The sequence below is a fragment of the Vibrio sp. 1727 genome (genome assembly GCF_033344415.1).
In the GTDB taxonomy this organism is placed as follows: Bacteria; Pseudomonadota; Gammaproteobacteria; order Enterobacterales; family Vibrionaceae; genus Vibrio; species Vibrio alginolyticus.
Genome location: NZ_JAWPOT010000037.1, coordinates 14,865 through 31,251 on the forward strand (window position 1 = coordinate 14,865; position 16,387 = coordinate 31,251).

17 protein-coding genes are annotated in these 16,387 nt (G+C 44.7%); 5 read left to right on the forward strand and 12 right to left on the reverse strand.

What is annotated here, in order from left to right:
* Positions 1-37: 37 nt before the first annotated feature.
* Together deoA and deoC are read right to left on the reverse strand one after the other, a co-directional pair.
* Positions 38-1,366 (reverse strand): thymidine phosphorylase, encoded by a 1,329-nt coding sequence (gene deoA / locus R8O10_RS22565; protein WP_005380134.1) that lies wholly within the window; start codon positions 1,364-1,366, stop codon positions 38-40.
* Positions 1,367-1,463: 97 nt separating this feature from the next.
* Positions 1,464-2,240, reverse strand: coding sequence for a deoxyribose-phosphate aldolase (gene deoC, locus R8O10_RS22570; protein WP_318191747.1), 777 nt, complete (start codon positions 2,238-2,240; stop codon positions 1,464-1,466).
* 90 nt (positions 2,241-2,330) lie between these two features.
* On the opposite strand from deoC, the gene R8O10_RS22575 reads away from it, so the two are divergent.
* Complete coding sequence (locus R8O10_RS22575; RefSeq protein ID WP_005391675.1) at positions 2,331-2,465, forward strand: hypothetical protein; 135 nt, start codon at positions 2,331-2,333, stop codon at positions 2,463-2,465.
* Between the two features lie 358 nt (positions 2,466-2,823).
* On the opposite strand, the gene R8O10_RS22580 is transcribed toward R8O10_RS22575, so the two are convergent.
* The 6 genes from R8O10_RS22580 to R8O10_RS22605 form a co-directional block, all read right to left on the reverse strand.
* Positions 2,824-4,107: a NupC/NupG family nucleoside CNT transporter gene (locus R8O10_RS22580; RefSeq protein ID WP_005380131.1), complete on the reverse strand. Its 1,284-nt coding sequence runs from the start codon at positions 4,105-4,107 to the stop codon at positions 2,824-2,826.
* Between the two features lie 204 nt (positions 4,108-4,311).
* A complete protein-coding gene (locus R8O10_RS22585) occupies positions 4,312-5,085 on the reverse strand; it encodes a TatD family hydrolase (protein ID WP_005380129.1) in 774 nt (257 codons plus the stop codon).
* Positions 5,072-5,269, reverse strand: a complete 198-nt coding sequence (locus R8O10_RS22590; RefSeq protein WP_318191748.1) for a DUF5363 family protein — start codon at positions 5,267-5,269, stop codon at positions 5,072-5,074. The genes R8O10_RS22585 and R8O10_RS22590 overlap by 14 nt, the downstream gene beginning before the upstream one ends.
* Positions 5,270-5,363: 94 nt before the next feature.
* Positions 5,364-6,953, reverse strand: coding sequence for a peptide chain release factor 3 (prfC, locus tag R8O10_RS22595; protein ID WP_005380123.1), 1,590 nt, complete (start codon positions 6,951-6,953; stop codon positions 5,364-5,366).
* A 285-nt stretch (positions 6,954-7,238) separates the two neighbouring features.
* Positions 7,239-7,694: a ribosomal protein S18-alanine N-acetyltransferase gene (gene rimI, locus R8O10_RS22600; RefSeq protein WP_005380122.1), complete on the reverse strand. Its 456-nt coding sequence runs from the start codon at positions 7,692-7,694 to the stop codon at positions 7,239-7,241.
* Positions 7,695-7,706: 12 nt separating this feature from the next.
* A complete protein-coding gene (locus R8O10_RS22605) occupies positions 7,707-8,108 on the reverse strand; it encodes a DNA polymerase III subunit psi (protein ID WP_005380121.1) in 402 nt (133 codons plus the stop codon).
* 159 nt (positions 8,109-8,267) lie between these two features.
* Between R8O10_RS22605 and R8O10_RS22610 the strand changes: the two genes are divergently transcribed.
* Positions 8,268-8,714 (forward strand): hypothetical protein, encoded by a 447-nt coding sequence (locus R8O10_RS22610; RefSeq protein ID WP_213885650.1) that lies wholly within the window; start codon positions 8,268-8,270, stop codon positions 8,712-8,714.
* A 62-nt stretch (positions 8,715-8,776) separates the two neighbouring features.
* Here R8O10_RS22610 and R8O10_RS22615 read toward each other — a convergent pair whose 3' ends face one another.
* Positions 8,777-9,280, reverse strand: a complete 504-nt coding sequence (locus R8O10_RS22615) for a GNAT family N-acetyltransferase (RefSeq protein ID WP_005380119.1) — start codon at positions 9,278-9,280, stop codon at positions 8,777-8,779.
* The gene (gene ubiT, locus R8O10_RS22620; RefSeq protein WP_005394645.1) at positions 9,264-9,791 is read right to left on the reverse strand and encodes a ubiquinone anaerobic biosynthesis accessory factor UbiT; all 528 of its coding nucleotides are present in this window, start codon (positions 9,789-9,791) and stop codon (positions 9,264-9,266) included. The genes R8O10_RS22615 and ubiT overlap by 17 nt, the downstream gene beginning before the upstream one ends.
* A gap of 363 nt (positions 9,792-10,154) precedes the next feature.
* Between ubiT and R8O10_RS22625 the strand changes: the two genes are divergently transcribed.
* The 3 genes from R8O10_RS22625 (at position 10,155) to R8O10_RS22635 (ending at position 14,240) form a co-directional block, all read left to right on the forward strand.
* Entirely contained in the window at positions 10,155-12,194 is a 2,040-nt protein-coding gene (locus tag R8O10_RS22625) for a bifunctional diguanylate cyclase/phosphodiesterase (protein WP_005380112.1), read from the forward strand.
* A gap of 133 nt (positions 12,195-12,327) precedes the next feature.
* The gene (gene ubiU, locus R8O10_RS22630) at positions 12,328-13,341 is read left to right on the forward strand and encodes a ubiquinone anaerobic biosynthesis protein UbiU (RefSeq protein ID WP_005380110.1); all 1,014 of its coding nucleotides are present in this window, start codon (positions 12,328-12,330) and stop codon (positions 13,339-13,341) included.
* A 20-nt stretch (positions 13,342-13,361) separates the two neighbouring features.
* Positions 13,362-14,240 carry a U32 family peptidase gene (locus R8O10_RS22635; RefSeq protein WP_021034024.1) on the forward strand — a complete coding sequence of 293 codons (879 nt, stop codon included), beginning with the start codon at positions 13,362-13,364 and terminating at the stop codon, positions 14,238-14,240.
* 51 nt (positions 14,241-14,291) lie between these two features.
* Here R8O10_RS22635 and R8O10_RS22640 read toward each other — a convergent pair whose 3' ends face one another.
* Together R8O10_RS22640 and R8O10_RS22645 are read right to left on the reverse strand one after the other, a co-directional pair.
* On the reverse strand, positions 14,292-15,638 hold the full coding sequence (locus R8O10_RS22640; protein ID WP_017635889.1) for an MATE family efflux transporter: 1,347 nt from the start codon (positions 15,636-15,638) through the stop codon (positions 14,292-14,294).
* Positions 15,639-15,762: 124 nt separating this feature from the next.
* Entirely contained in the window at positions 15,763-16,185 is a 423-nt protein-coding gene (locus R8O10_RS22645) for a MarR family winged helix-turn-helix transcriptional regulator (RefSeq protein ID WP_005394653.1), read from the reverse strand.
* Positions 16,186-16,387: the final 202 nt, after the last annotated feature.

Below are 16,387 nucleotides of genomic sequence, written 5' to 3' on the forward strand. Positions count from 1 at the left end.
TTATGGTTGAGTAGGCCTTGTGTAATTACTTGTTCTATTAGATATCTTCTGCACGAATTTGGCGGTAAACCTCTGGAGTTGGTGTGTATTCACCACCTACTTTGATTGCACTGCGCAGTGCTTTTGCCGCTTCTTCCCATTGCTCTTCAGTGCGAGCGTGGATGACCGCAAGAGGTTTATCACTGTCTGCGACCTCACCTAGGCGGATGAACTCGTCGAAACCAACTGCGTAGTCGATTTCATCAGTAGCGACTCGACGACCACCACCCATAGCAACCACAGCCATGCCGATAGCACGTGTATCCATTGCAGAGACAATGCCCGTTTCTGTTGCGTAAACTGGCTTGATGATTTCTGCTTTTTCTAAGTAGTTGTCGTAGTTTTCTACGAAGTCCGCAGGGCCGCCTAAGCCAGCAACCATCTTGCCGAAGCACTCAGCTGCTTTGCCGTTATCCAGCACTTCCATCAGTTTTGCGCGTGCGTCTTCTGTGTTCTCAGCAAGCTTGCCAAGTACTAACATTTCAGCACATGAAGCCATGGTCACTTCAAGTAGACGAGGGTTACGGTATTCACCTGTTAAGAAACGAACCGCTTCACGAACTTCTACCGCGTTACCCGCTGAAGACGCCAATACTTGATTCATGTCCGTAAGAATTGCCGTAGTCTTAGTGCCAGCACCGTTTGCTACCGCAACGATTGATTTTGCTAGCTCTTCAGACGCTTCGTAAGTTGGCATAAATGCACCTGAACCCACTTTTACGTCCATCACTAGCGATTCCAGACCCGCCGCCAGTTTCTTAGAAAGGATCGACGCCGTAATCAGGGAGATATTGTCTACCGTTGCGGTAATATCACGAGTCGCGTAAACACGCTTATCCGCAGGAGCAAGGTCACCAGTTTGACCGATGATCGCCACACCAGCGTCTTTGGTTACTTGACCAAAAACATCGTTGCTCGGCGTAATGTTGTAACCAGGGATAGATTCAAGTTTATCCAGCGTACCGCCTGTATGACCAAGACCGCGGCCAGAGATCATAGGTACGAAACCGCCACACGCTGCCACCATTGGGCCAAGCATTAAAGAAGTTACGTCACCCACACCACCGGTTGAGTGTTTGTCGACAATTGGACCACCGAAATTCATGTGGCTCCAGTCGATAACCATGCCCGAATCACGCATTGCACACGTTAAGGCGATGCGCTCATCCATGGTCATTTCATTAAAGAAAATCGTCATAGCAAACGCCGCAATCTGACCTTCAGATACCGTGTTGTTCGCTACGCCTTGAATAAAGAAGTTGATTTCATCGGCGGTTAGGACTTCGCCGTCACGTTTTTTACGAATGATTTCTTGTGGTAAATACATTAGTGCCTCCCAAGCTCTTTTGAGCCATGGTTGTAGTAGGATAGAAGAGGTTTGGTAGCACCCGTTTAGGTGCTACCGTTCAGAGGTATTATTGGAATTAGTACGCTGTTGGATCAGCGACGTCGTCCGATACTTCTAATGTATTTAGTAGGTTGGTTAGCAGGCTAGACGCACCAAAACGGTAGTGACGAGCATCAACCCAGTTGTCACCTAGGATTTCGTCAGCCATTGCTAGGTATGCAGCTGCGTCTTCAGCAGTGCGCACACCACCTGCTGGTTTGAAACCAACAGTTTCTGCAACACCCATGTCGCGAATAACTTCAAGCATCATGCGAGCGTATTCTGGTGTTGCGTTTACTGGCACTTTACCAGTTGAAGTTTTAATGAAGTCAGCACCTGCTTCAATACAGATTTGAGATGCTTTCTTGATTAGTGCTTCTTCTTCTAGTTCACCTGTTTCGATGATCACTTTAAGAAGAATGTCACCACAAGCTTCTTTACATTGCTTAACTAGTTCGAAGCCTACTTTCTCATCACCCGCCATTAGCGCGCGGTAAGGAAAAACTACGTCAACTTCGTCTGCACCGTAAGCAACCGCCGCTTTTGTTTCAGCAACTGCGATTTCAATGTCGTCGTTACCATGTGGGAAGTTCGTTACTGTTGCAATACGAACCTCTGGCGTACCTTGCTCACGAAGTGTCTTCTTAGCAATAGGAATAAAGCGAGGGTAAATACAAATTGCAGCTGTGTTGCCTACTGCTGTTTTCGCGTCATGACATAGTGAGATCACTTTTGCATCAGTGTCATCGTCATTCAACGTAGTTAGGTCCATAAGTTTAAGTGCACGTAGCGCTGCTGCTTTTAAATCGCTCATTTCTATCTCCGATCAATATTCAAAAAATTCACTACTCAGCCTTACATCACGTCTTTAACTATAATCAACAAGTCGAGACAATGTGAGTAAATGGCTAAACAGTCTATTAATGAACGGACTTGGTTCCCTGAAGACTCGGCATATACAGCGAAAATTTATCATATGCCAATTGCTATCCTTGTCACCGCACAGTACCAGTTTGGCCTATGGCACAACAATCTATGATTGCGGTGTCTTTAATATCACATCACAAAGCAAAACGCCTATTAGATCTAATATTGCAGGGCAATTCATTTGCCCATCGATTATGTAATATTCATTACGTGATTAAGAATCAAGCTTAACCACTATCCTGTGATTAATACATTATAGAGTTTCACCGCAAAACTGTAGCACCAAATAGAGCGCAAACGGTTTGTATCTCAAAATTTCCTAGCCCCTATTCCATTGACTGCGTAATACCTCGACTAAGGCAAACACCCGATGAAATTTTGGAGCCCGAAAAACGAAAAATGCCCCGCAGCAATCTCTTGCTACAGGGCATGATGTAAAACGGCGTCTATATATTAAGAACCGATTCTAATTATAGTGCTGCAAGGCTTAAGCAGAAGCCTGCAATTGTCGCTGCCATAAGGTTAGACAACGTACCTGCAAGAACTGCTTTAACACCCATGCGAGCGATGTCACTACGACGGTTTGGTGCAAGGCTACCTAGACCACCAAGTAGAATCGCGATAGAAGAAAGGTTCGCGAAACCACATAGTGCGAATGAGATGATAGCTGTTGTCTTCTCAGACATTACTTCACCAGTTGCCGCGATTACTTGAGCGTTTTCACCTAGGTATGGTGTGAAGTTCAAGTAAGCAACGAATTCGTTCACTACGATTTTCTGACCGATGAATGAACCAGCTGTTACAGCTTCTGCCCATGGAACACCGATTAGGAATGCTAGTGGAGAGAACGCGTAACCTAGAATTAGCTCTAGTGTTAGTTCTGGCATGCCGAACCAACCACCGATGCCACCTAGCATACCGTTGATTAGCGCGATTAGACCAACGAATGCGATTAGCATTGCACCTACGTTAAGCGCAAGTTGTAGACCAGAAGCCGCACCGCCCGCAGCTGCGTCGATTACGTTAACTGGTTTGTCGTCACCGCCGTCCATCGCTTCTTCGATACTTTCGTGAGGCTGGTCAGTCTCAGGGTGAAGGATTTTAGCGAACAGTAGACCACCTGGTGCTGCCATGAATGATGCCGCAACTAGGTACTCTAGTGGAACACCCATAGATGCGTAACCAGCTAGTACACCACCAGCAACAGAAGCTAGACCACCACACATTACCGCGAATAGCTCTGATTGAGTCATTTTTGGAACGAATGGACGAACAACTAGAGGTGCCTCAGTTTGACCTACGAAAATGTTAGCTGCTGCTGACATTGATTCCGCACGCGAAGTGCCTAGCGCTTTTTGTAGTGCGCCACCAAGAATCTTGATAACCCATTGCATAACGCCAATGTAGTAAAGAACTGAAATCAGTGCAGAGAAGAAGATCAGTGTAGGAAGAACACGGAATGCGAAGATGAAACCGCCGCCGCCGAATACTTCGAACATCTTGTCAGAAACAAGACCACCGAACAGGAATGATGAACCATCGTTACCGTAGTTGATAACGTTAGAAACACCTGAAGAGAAACCGTTTAGTAGATCACGGCCCCAAGGTACATACAGAACAAATGCACCTAATGCGAATTGGATAGCGAATGCGCCACCCACAGTTCTAAAGTTGATAGCTTTTCGGTTGTTAGAAAATGCCACTGCAATCGCAAGAAGCACTACCATACCGATTAGGCTCATAAACAGGCTCATAGTTTATGACTTCCTTATAAGTTATTTATTGGCGTGTTACAAAATGGAGCTATAAAGCGGGGGCAATTATACTCATGCAGAATCAATTAAAGTAATGCCAGCCTCACACTTTCCTATAAGATTCATGATTGATTCAATCAGCTTTGTGAGTTAATTCACAATAAGCAGGAAAACGTTTTCGATTTCAAACCACATCTTTAGATTTTATTCACATATCGAGAAAGCAAAATTGCTATTTTTCCACAGTTGAGAGGCAATCGATTGCTTTCGGCCGTTATGCAACTCTACGAGCTCATTAAAGACGTGAATGAGTTTGGCTGGGTGATTTGACTCCCCTTGATATCCAAGTATAGGCATATCTGGTGCGTCTGTTTCGATTACTAGGTTTTCGAGTGGTAATTTTTGAATTGCGTCGCGTGTTTTCTTGGCTCTTGGGTAGGTAATCGTTCCTCCTACACCGATAAAAAAACCTAATTTGACCCACTCCATGGCTTGCTGATAACTCCCAGAAAAAGCGTGTAGCACACCACCTCTAGGGAGATTCGCCGCTTTCACCATTTGAATGAGGCGATTGTGCGCTTTTCGGCTATGTAAAATAACTGGGAGTTCGAAGCGTCTAGCCAGCTCAAATTGAACTTCAAGTATCTTTTCTTGCAACTGTGGATCAACATCAATGGCAAAATCTAAACCACACTCTCCTATTGCCACGCACTGCTGCCCTTTTTGATTTAGATAGCCTTCTAGCTCTGTAAGGTGCTGCTCAACGTTATCTTCAAGAAAATACGGATGAAAGCCGAGCGCATAATACAAATTGGCATGTTGCTCTGCCAAAGTTTGAATACGAGCCCAGTTTTGCGGACCGACGGAAGGAATCAAAATTCTTGCGACGCCTTGCGTTTGAGCAAGCTCAAGTTGATGTGCAAAGTCATCTTGAAACACATCAAAATCAAAGTGGCAGTGCGTATCAAAGAGCTTCATCTTGACTCTTTTTATCTGTATCTGCGGGCAGAAAATCAGAGGATGGTTGGGCTTCACTCTTCTCTTCAGTTTGATGGGCTGGGTCTTTTCGATATGGGACACAACTGCGTTTCTGATCGGGAGTTAACCCCATCTCTTTACACCAGTTGTCGTAACGCTTTAGCCCACGTTTAAACCAATTCATATCTTATCCTTATATAAAAACGCCCTTGGCTAAGTTTATAGCCAAGGGCGTTTTAAAATCTAGTTTGCGTTAAGGCTTACCCTAACCGCGCAAATTAGTGCTCACGCGTCGCACGGAAATCAACGTCAGGGAAACGCTCTTTCGCCAAGTTTAAGTTAACCATTGTTGGAGCGATATACGTTAGGTTATCACCACCATCCAATGCTAAGTTCGCTTGATTCTTGCGTTGGAACTCATCCAGTTTCTTCGCATCACCACACTCAACCCAACGAGCAGTTGCAACGTTAATGCCTTCATAAATCGCTTCAACGTTATACTCAGATTTCAAACGAGCCACAACAACATCGAACTGAAGTACACCAACGGCACCAACGATCAGATCGTTGTTCTGTAGAGGACGGAATACCTGTACCGCACCTTCTTCTGATAGCTGAACCAAACCTTTGAGAAGCTGCTTCTGCTTTAATGGATCTTTCAGGCGAATACGACGGAATAGTTCCGGAGCGAAGTTCGGAATACCAGAGAACTTCAGTGATTCACCTTGCGTAAAGGTATCACCAATCTGAATAGTGCCGTGGTTGTGTAGACCAATGATGTCACCGGCGTAAGCGTGTTCTGCACGTGCACGGTCACCAGCCATAAAGGTTACTGCATCAGAGATACTCACTTGCTTGCCAAGACGAACGTGGTTCATCTTCATACCTTGCGTGTAAGTGCCCGATACAATACGCATGAATGCGATACGGTCGCGGTGTTTTGGGTCCATATTCGCTTGGATCTTAAATACGAAACCAGAGAACTTCTCTTCAGTCGCTTCAACTTCACGTTCAACCGCTTGACGAGTTTTCGGCGCTGGAGCCCATTCAGTTAGACCGTCTAGCATATGATCCACACCAAAGTTACCTAATGCAGTACCGAAGTAAACTGGCGTCAGGTCACCTGTTAAGAACATTTCCAAATCAAACTCAGGGCAAGCACCCATGACAAGCTCAAGCTCTTCTCGAACACTTTCCGCAAGGCCTGCACCAACTTTTTCATCAAGCTCTGGGTTATCGAGACCTTTGATGATTCGAACTTCTTGAATCTCATGACCGTGACCTGATTCGTATAAAATCGTTTCATCACGGTGAATGTGGTAAACACCTTTAAACTCTTTACCACAGCCGATTGGCCATGTGATTGGCGCACACATCATGCCCAATTCGTTTTCTACTTCATCCAATACTTCCATTGGATCACGAACGTCACGGTCAAGTTTGTTCATGAAGGTTACGATTGGCGTGTCACGTAGACGTGTAACTTCCATTAGTTTACGAGTACGGTCCTCAACACCTTTCGCTGCATCGATAACCATCAGACATGAGTCAACTGCCGTTAGAGTACGGTAAGTATCTTCCGAGAAGTCTTCGTGTCCAGGCGTATCAAGTAGGTTTACCAGACAATCGTTGTAAGGGAACTGCATTACAGAAGTAGTAACCGAGATACCACGTTCCTTTTCCATTTCCATCCAGTCTGATTTTGCGTGCTGTGCGTTACCACGACCTTTAACCGTACCTGCTTTTTGGATCGCGTTTCCGAATAACAGTACTTTTTCAGTAATGGTGGTTTTACCCGCATCCGGGTGAGAAATAATAGCGAACGTTCTGCGCTTAGACACTTCGCCTAAAAAAAGGGGATTTGACATTAGTTAATCTTCTAAATTACTTTCATGCTCACAAAATAGGCAAGCATATCTACTATTCGATATTGTGCGGTATTCTCGCTTATTATCGCTGTGCTAGCAAACTGGAAAGACATGAACTGAATTTACTCGGCTCACCAGCCTTTACCTGCAACTAACAAGGGAAAGCCAGCTCCACACAAAGAGATGTAAAAATTCAAAAAATTATTATTACATATTCAAAAGCCTCGAATCCGGATACGCATTTAAAGCATAAGTGTTGATGAGGTAATTAGTAACGGCCTAAAACTAACTCAAAAATAAGTAACTCATGATAATGGCGTCTTCCTTACCATTTCCCGATTTAGCTGGGTAATAGTTGTAACGACGGTCCACTTCATTAAAACCTGCTTGCTCATAAATATGGATAGCTGGGTGATTACTTTCACGCACTTCTAACCAAGCACTCTCTGCTTTGGCTTGTTCACAGTATTCAATAAACGCGTCCAGCAATTTTTGCCCTAGCCCTCTGCCCTGTTGAGAAGGCGCTACTGCAATATTTAATAGTGTCACTTCTCCAACAATATTCTGTCCATAGAAGTAACCAACCACTTGAGAGCCTTCCAGCATCACATGATGGCAAGCACCGCGACTGGATAAGTCACGAACCAAAGATTCGGCCCAAGGGTGAGAATGTGCTTGCTGCTCGATTTGCCAAACTTGGTCGAGGTGCTCTGCACGCATCGGCGTAATTTCAATTGTCACGCATTAGCTCCGTTAAGAAGAGTACGAACAGATTTGTTGCCACAATGCGCGGCGCTGTTCGTTATTACCATCAATATCTTGTAATAGTGGCGAGGTCAGGTGCTTTGCCTTGATGCTTTGATCAGCCTCACAGCCTGCAAACCACACCCACTCTAGCTGATGTTCACCCAGCATGGATAAGCGCTCAGGCTCTAGGTGTAGCGCATCATCAAGCGTGAGCTTAATGCTTTTTAATACGCGCTCAAACATCAATGCCGTCTCGTTTTCTGGACATATTGGCGATACCAATAGGAGTTTACATGAACTTTGCAAATCCAATAATGGCGATTGATAGCCTTCCAGTCTTTCAGGGTGTACCAGCTCCCATGTGCTGATCCCCATTTCACGTAAATACTGTTTCTCGTTAATTGACATTTTCCGTCACCTATTTGAACGAGGGCAATCCTATCAAATTATCGCGATTATACCTAAAGGACTTCAAGGAACACCTGAACACAATGAGATGATTTGGATATTCCTGAACATAGCGTTTTGCCAACGGCCACACATTGGGTATGACATATGAGGTACATTATGAAATTCTTAAATACGCTACTACTTTGCACACTGGTAGCCGCCACCAGCATGAGTGTTTTTGCTAATAACAGCGATGAGTGGGAGCTGATTGCAACGAAAACCGTTAACTTTCATACAGAAACAGATACCGTGACACCAAATAGCCTATTCCGAAACCGAAGCTTCAGTAAAATAAAACTAAAATGTGTGCAAGGAACGGTAGACATTAATGGTTTAAAAGTCGTCATGACAGATGGTAGTGAGAAAAAGCTTTCCTCTATGGGCGTACTAACAAGCGGATTGTCGACTCGTGCCTGGAGCCTTCCAGGTACAAAAGAAGCCAAGCTAAAACAGATTGAAATGACTTACAGTAGCTGGGGGAGCACAAAACTCAGCCTGCTAGGGGTAAGTAAAAAAGCGAAAATAGAGATCTGGGGCAAAAAGAAAAGTAACCAGTCATCCTAACCTCCCTATCTCAGTTTTCAGTGAATAAGAAAGAAGCCCACTTAGTCGTGGGCTTCTTTCATTTACAGTTCAGAGAACTCTGGCGCATAGTCTATGCGTCCGGAGCGTCCAGCACATTGACCTTCGACCAACTCTGCGACTCGAAATGCACCTTTAGGGACATCCCAAGCACATTCAAAGCCCATCTCGTCGCATGATTGAAAACCCTGGCGCGCGTAATAATCAGGATCGCCCAACACCACACACACTGGGTAGCCAAAATCACGCAGTGAATCAAAACCTTCTTTGATCAACTCTGCAGCGATGCCTTGGCGACGGTAATCTTCATGAACAGCTAATGGCGCTAGCCCTTGCCATGACAAATCTTCACCATTTAAGGTCACAGGGCTAAATAAAGCATGGCCTATAACCTCTCCCTCATCTGTACACGCGACTAAGGAAAGCGTGAATTTGCTGTTTTCGCGCAAACGCATCACAAGCTCAGCTTCAGCTTCCGTCGGGAAGGCGTGTTTCAATAAGCGGTCAATGGTAAGAATGTCCGCTGGGGCTTCAGTTCGAATAAGCATTCGCTACTCCGGTTGGTTGTGCAGGCGCTTGAACTCCTTTCTGAACAAAATCAGCCAATTGATTCAAAGCGACTTGCATTGCTTTCGGTAACTGCTCTAAGTCGACACTGTCCATTAAGTTTTTCACTTCTAAGCCAAGCTCAGTATCACCTTCAATTGAAAGGCGACGTTGGAAGAACAGTGTGTCAGGGTCTTCTTTACGACCAGCAATCAGTACTAGGTCGTTTAGATTACCACTAAAACTCACATCTTCCTGAACTGGTTTTTCAGCTACCACCAATTTTTCGTCTTGATAGCTGATGTACCATGCTAAGTTCAAGTCTTTAATCGCAACTTTTAACCACTTGTCTTCAAGGAACTCAAAGTCACCATCTTCCAAGGCTTCTTTAAACACCATTTTTAGCCCTTCCAGCAACGCTTTTTGCTGAATTGGCTGTGGTAATAACTGGACTGGAGAACGCAAAATGTTAGCTGCGTTCTTTACTAGTTGACTGCGAATCTTGTTTAACACGTTCATTATCCGTTACTTTGTCATTAGGTTGCTTATATTAAGCAATCGTGGCGATGAGATTACTGTTATGTATCAATAAAGTGCTTATTTTAGATTGGTGGTTTATTGTTCACTAACGCTTCTTTTTTTGAACTTACGTGTATTATTGATGCGAACAGGTGGATAAACACTTTTACAACCGTATTTTCAAAGTTATAGTTATCTGAGCGTATCCATGTGATTGTCGACTGCACAGCTAAAACCGCGAGCCCTTTAATGGCAGGTAACACTTTAGCTTGGTGGTAGACCGCCGCAGGCTTATCAGGGTGTCGCTTTTTATACACGGACGAATAATCTGGCTCATTGGAGATCGGTAATACCCTAATGCCTTCCCAGCAATTAAAACATTGGTTTGCCACGCTAACCTCAAATAGCCCTTTCTTCTTTGCCATTCTTGATAAAAAACACAATTATCGAATGGTAAGTGACCGTTACTGCGATATCGCAGGTTTAAGTCATGAGGAAATCGTCGGCTTAAACGATTGCCAAGTGCTGGGTGAGCAGTTTTATAAGAAGCTTGCACCATACTATCAGCGCGCGTTCAAAGGGGCACATGTCGAAGCCGAAATCACGCTCGATGAAACCGACCTTGAAACCAGTCTTCACTTTAGTCTTTCGCCAGTTTTTGAAGGTAACGACATTCGCTTTGTTGTTTTTCACGCTGTCGATACTTCAGAAAAGCAGATACTCGTTCGCTCCTTAGAAGAGTCCGAAAGTAAGTTTGCGAAGTTAACACAACTGCTACCAGACGGCTTACTGCTTATCGAAGATGATATTGTCATCTCTGCGAACCCCGCATCAGCGCGCCTTCTCGGACTTAACTCTCCTCATGAATTGTTGGGCGAAGAGCTAAGTCGTTTATTCATCGATGAAAACAGTAAAAAGGTATTTAGTCATCGATTGAGTACATTAATTTCTGACAAACCTTTTGTCTGCTTAACCAGCGCAAGATGCGGCTTTGAACGGAAAGTTCAGCTACACGCGGATTCCACGGCGATATTAGGTAGCGAATCTCAAATTATCCTAATCCAAGATGCTGATGATGCGCCCAAAAACCTGTCTTCTGCATCGAATGAAGACATACACATTGACTCGCTCACCAAACTCTACAACCGCTTTGGCTTCACCAAACGTTTGGAACAGCTGATCAAAAAGCAAACACCGCTTCTGGTGTTCTATTTGGATATCGATAACTTCAAAAACATTAATGACTCACTTGGTCACCATATTGGCGATAAAGTGATTCAAGAGGTATCGGCCCGTCTTAAACGGTTACTGCCAAACCAAGCGATTATTGGTCATTTGGGTGGCGATGAGTTTGGTGTCATTCTGCCGGAGCCAGAAAATACCCGCATGGCTGAAATTTTGTCCGATCGCATTATCTCGTTGATCAACCAGCCTTTCGACTTGCACCACTTCAGTAAACGCCTTGCCTGTTCAATTGGTAGCGTTCGATACCCTGAAGACGGACAAGATGCGCGAATCCTACTACAAAATGCCGATACTGCGATGTATGAAGCCAAAGATCGTGGTAGAAATCGTCTGATCAAATTTAACGATCAAATGAACAAAGAAGCGCGTATGCGTTTGTGGCTTGAAATCGAACTGCAAAAAGCATTGCAGCAGAACGGTTTGGAAGTGTGGTATCAACCTAAGGTTAACGCGCGAGACTTCAGTATCAACGGCGCAGAAGCGCTCGTTCGTTGGAAGCATCCAGTCGAAGGGTACATTAGTCCTGGCTCATTCATACCTGTCGCCGAGCGCGCTGGGTTAATCGAACACCTTGGACGTGTCGTGATGCGTGATGTTTTCAATACGGTAAAACGTTGGAAGCAACAAGGCATACTGCCAGGCCGTGTCGCCATCAACCTCTCTCCCGAGCAATTTGGCAACCCACAGCTGATCGACTTTATGGAAAAGCTGCTTCGCACTACCGAGCTTGATCCAAGCTGCATTACCTTCGAGCTAACCGAAAGTGCCGTGATGAGTGATAGCGAACATACACTGCAAATGTTGAATGCGATTAAAAAGCTTGGCTTCGCTCTCTCTATCGATGACTTTGGTACCGGCTACTCTTCTCTTTCCTACTTAGCGCGTTTCCCTATTGACGAGCTAAAAATCGACCGCGCTTTTATTAATGATATCGACACACTACCGAAACAAGTCACTGTGATTGAAAACATCATTAATCTGGGTAAGTCGCTCGACTTAACTGTCGTTGCCGAGGGGGTGGAAACCCACCAGCAAGCGACCCTGCTCTCTAACCTTCAATGTAATGCGATTCAAGGATTCCATTTTTATCGCCCGCAGCCAAAACATGAAATTGAAGAGCTGTTTGTACAGAATCGTCGTCACAAGAACTAACCCCGACCCGATACCCTTACTCGCAAGGGGTAAATATCGACTTTATTGAGCTAAACCTAACTTAGGTCAATTTCGCTATTCATAATTCTTCATAAAATGCGGACACCTTTTTATTCTCAATGATTGTGAGCATATGGAACTCTTGTGTCCCGCGGGTAACCTGCCTGCGTTAAAAACTGCGATTGATTGCGGTGCCGATGCCGTCTACATTGGTTTCAAAGATGATACCAACGCCCGTCACTTTGCTGGCCTCAACTTTAACGGCAAAAAGTTAGAAAAAGCGGTGCAATACGTTCATGACCGCAATAAAAAAATTCATGTCGCGTTGAATACCTTCGCTCATCCCAATGGCTTCGAGCGTTGGACGAACGCAGTAGACAACGCAGCGGCACTGGGTGTAGACGCGCTGATTGTTGCAGACATTGCAGTTCTGGAGTACGCGGCTCGCAAATATCCCGATCTGGAACTACACCTTTCAGTGCAAGCATCAGCGACCAACGTCGCAGCCATTGATTTTTACAAACAAAACTTCAACGTAAAACGGGTAGTGCTACCTCGCGTTTTATCGATTCATCAGGTCAAACAGCTTTCTCGCAACATCACTAGCGATGTAGAGTTAGAAGTCTTTGCTTTTGGTAGCCTTTGTATCATGTCTGAAGGTCGCTGCTACCTATCGTCATACATGACAGGTGAGTCTCCAAACACTGTGGGAGCATGCTCTCCAGCTAAGTACGTTCGCTGGCAAGAAACAGAAAATGGTCTGGAATCCCGCCTTAACGACATTTTGATCGATCGCTACAGCACCGGTGAAAATGCGGGCTACCCTACCTTGTGTAAAGGTCGTTTCGAAGCTGAAATCGAAGGCGAGAAAAAACGCTACCACGCACTGGAAGAACCAACCAGTTTGAACACCCTCTCTATGCTGCCAGAACTATTTGCTGCAAATGTGGCTTCTGTAAAAATTGAAGGTCGCCAACGTAGCCCAGCTTACGTAGAACAAGTCACTCGAACATGGCGAGCCGCGATTGACCGTTACCAAGCAAACCCAGAAGCTTATCAAGTCGAAGCGGCTTGGGATGCCGCATTGGCAAACGTGTCTGAAGGTACGCAGACCACACTTGGTGCTTATCACCGCAAATGGCAGTAGAGGTTAAGATGGATAATTCAATGAAATACGCGCTTGGCCCGCTGTTGTACTTCTGGCCAAAACAAGACATCGAAGCGTTTTATGAACAAGCGAAATCAAGCTCCGCGGACATCATCTATCTTGGGGAAACCGTATGTTCAAAACGTCGAGAAATGAAGCCTTCGCATTGGCTTGAAATCGCAAAAGAGCTGTCTGCATCTGGCAAGCAAGTGGTGCTATCAACAATGGCACTACTAGAAGCTCCGAGTGAAGTAAACATAATGAAGAAGTACATCGACAACGGTGACTTCGCGATTGAAGCAAATGACGTATCTGCTGTTCAATTGGCATCAGAGCATAAAGTGCCTTTCGTCGTTGGCCCTGCAATCAATACTTATAACGCACACACGCTCAACTTATTTTTGAAGCAAGGTATGATGCGTTGGTGCATGCCTGTCGAGCTATCTCGCGAATGGTTAAACGATACTTTAGTTCAGTGTGACGAGCTTGGTATTCGTAACAAGTTTGAAGTTGAGGTATTTAGCCACGGTTATTTGCCTTTAGCGTATTCCGCTCGCTGTTTCACAGCCCGAGCTGAAAACCGAGCGAAAGACGATTGCGAAACCTGCTGTATCAAATACCCTACGGGTATCCAGGTCAGCAGCCAAGAAGGGCAAGAAGTCTTTAACCTTAACGGCATTCAAACACAGTCAGGGTATTGCTACAACCTCATCAATGACTTACCTACTATGAAAGGGCTGGTTGATGTGGTCCGGTTAAGCCCTCTTGGTATCGACACTTTTTCAGAGTTAGAGCGTTTTCGCTCAAACGAATACGGCGATAATCCTGAAAAGCTCGAAAGCCGCCAATGCAATGGCTATTGGCATCAACTAGCGGGCTTAGAAGTAAAAACCATTTAATCCTTAAAGATAAAAGCGAGGCCTAGCCTCGCTTTTATCTGTTAGCTTTTGTTAGCAGGCTTGCACCCTTGGTTCGACAGAACTCTCATTAAGCAGCTTTTTCACATCTCGCCACAACATACTGATCACGACCAAACTCAATGCAATGTTAGACAATGGGAAAGCTAACCAAATACCTGTCACGCCGAAAAGTTTCGGCATAATGAATAAGAATGGCAACTGGACCAGCATGTTGCCTAGTGTTACAAACATAGCTTTGCTGCCTTTGTTTACTGATTGATAGTACGCGGCCGCCACAACTAAAAAACCATCTAAGAACAACGCAAACATGTGTAAACGAATCCCGATCACGGTGCTATCAATCAACTGTTGGTCAGCATTATTAAACACCGCAACCAGTTCGTACGGGAAAAGGTTCATCAAAACAACGAACGCCACCCCACCAAGCACAGATGTCCCCATCGCGACCTTTAATAACTTTCTGATGTTCTCCTGATTACGTGCACCGTGGTTGAAGCTCACTAAAGGCTGCATACCATTCGCAATTCCTTCGGCTATCAGATAGTAAACCGTCACGATGTACCCCAAAATGGCGTACGCTCCGATCAACATTGCACTTCCGTATTGAGCAAATAACGCGTTGTGCAGTGCCACCATCACAGAGCCGTAGGCGTACATAAAGAAGCTTGATGTACCTATCATGATAATCTTTGGTGCAGCATCAACCTGAACTTTGAAGTCGCGGATACGAAGGCGTAATGTTGCTTTTGAAGTAAAGAAGTAACCAATACCGAGCACAGTGACCACTAATTGTGCAAGTGCAGTGGCAATAGCGGCTCCGGTTAACTCCCACTCCAACCAAGCAATAAATACGTAGTCTAATACAATGTTAATAACGGCACCGATGACCATCAAAATCGTTGCTAAGTTCGGGCTGTCGTCATTGCGTAATAAAAACGGAACTGCGATAGAACCCAACGTGAATACACACGCGACAATCAGAATATGCAAATATTGCAGCGCAAGTTCAAACACTCGCCCTTCCGCACCTTGCCAGCGAATAAATTCATCCGAAAACAAGAACAATATTGTAGCAACGATTGGCATCAATGCCGCTAACAACGTCAATCCGGTCGTTAGGATTCGCTTAGCGCCTTCATGATCGTTCTCTCCTTGCTTGATCGAAGTCAGTGCACCAGTCCCCACCCCAATCATCATTCCTATACCGAGGATCGAACCGATAATAGGCCACGCAACATTGATCCCAGCTAATCCGTCAGCGCCAACATAACGGCCAATAAAAATGCCATCAACTATTTGATACAAACCGTTCACGAGCATTGCTGCGACGGTTGGAATCGTATATTTCCAAAACTGTCTATAAATTGAGTTTTGCATGACTGTCACCAGTAGTTAGCAAAGCTAATCATTTAATTAGCAAGGCTAACTAAATGGTTAAATTAAATAAAAAAAAGATGAAACAACAAAAACTAAACCATACAGCGGAGGCCTTTGGTTTAGTTTAAAATGACTTATTGCTCAATGCTTTATTCAGTAAAGCTTGTAACTGCTCAGCTTCTTGCTGATTTAATTGTTGCATCATTTGTTCAGAGATATCTTTGTACACTACCTGCTCCAAAGACATTTTTTCTGCGACTTCTTCTGTAAGCAACACACGCTTAGCACGAGCATCCTCATTACATGCGATGCGTTTCACCAAACCCTTTTTTTCCAGACGCACAACCATTGTCGACGCGGAAGGCTTAGTCACTTGCAGCTCTTCTGCAAGATCGGTTATTCGCACACCCTCAGGGTAAACCTGAATCACACGTAAATAATCGAACTCATTAAAGCTTAGATGTGATAATGGATCTTCTTTGGCATAGACACGCCAAGCTTTGGCGCAAAAACGCTCTAAATCAATCAAGCTTTCTTCTAATGCCATAAAAGCCACCACCACTTAGTTAGCAAGACTAACTATTTTAAATGAGTCACTCATCAAGTTCAATCATAAAAAAGCCGCTCTCATCGAGCGGCTCTAAATCATTCAATTGTGCCGTCCTAAATAAAGTTGACACTTTCCACCCCCAAAATTGGAGAGTGTTATGAAATCAACAACTAAAAGAACTCAGCGCGATTACTCCCTC

Coding starts and splice junctions, on each gene's coding strand:
- deoA (WP_005380134.1), bottom strand. CDS start 1,366: ATGTATTTACCACAAGAAATCATTCGTAAAAAACGTGACGGCGAAGTC.
- deoC (WP_318191747.1), bottom strand. CDS start 2,240: ATGAGCGATTTAAAAGCAGCAGCGCTACGTGCACTTAAACTTATGGAC.
- R8O10_RS22575 (WP_005391675.1), top strand. CDS start 2,331: ATGGCTAAACAGTCTATTAATGAACGGACTTGGTTCCCTGAAGACTCG.
- R8O10_RS22580 (WP_005380131.1), bottom strand. CDS start 4,107: ATGAGCCTGTTTATGAGCCTAATCGGTATGGTAGTGCTTCTTGCGATT.
- R8O10_RS22585 (WP_005380129.1), bottom strand. CDS start 5,085: ATGAAGCTCTTTGATACGCACTGCCACTTTGATTTTGATGTGTTTCAA.
- R8O10_RS22590 (WP_318191748.1), bottom strand. CDS start 5,269: ATGAATTGGTTTAAACGTGGGCTAAAGCGTTACGACAACTGGTGTAAA.
- prfC (WP_005380123.1), bottom strand. CDS start 6,953: ATGTCAAATCCCCTTTTTTTAGGCGAAGTGTCTAAGCGCAGAACGTTC.
- R8O10_RS22605 (WP_005380121.1), bottom strand. CDS start 8,108: ATGTCAATTAACGAGAAACAGTATTTACGTGAAATGGGGATCAGCACA.
- R8O10_RS22610 (WP_213885650.1), top strand. CDS start 8,268: ATGAAATTCTTAAATACGCTACTACTTTGCACACTGGTAGCCGCCACC.
- R8O10_RS22615 (WP_005380119.1), bottom strand. CDS start 9,280: ATGCTTATTCGAACTGAAGCCCCAGCGGACATTCTTACCATTGACCGC.
- R8O10_RS22625 (WP_005380112.1), top strand. CDS start 10,155: ATGCCTTCCCAGCAATTAAAACATTGGTTTGCCACGCTAACCTCAAAT.
- ubiU (WP_005380110.1), top strand. CDS start 12,328: ATGGAACTCTTGTGTCCCGCGGGTAACCTGCCTGCGTTAAAAACTGCG.
- R8O10_RS22635 (WP_021034024.1), top strand. CDS start 13,362: ATGAAATACGCGCTTGGCCCGCTGTTGTACTTCTGGCCAAAACAAGAC.
- R8O10_RS22640 (WP_017635889.1), bottom strand. CDS start 15,638: ATGCAAAACTCAATTTATAGACAGTTTTGGAAATATACGATTCCAACC.
- R8O10_RS22645 (WP_005394653.1), bottom strand. CDS start 16,185: ATGGCATTAGAAGAAAGCTTGATTGATTTAGAGCGTTTTTGCGCCAAA.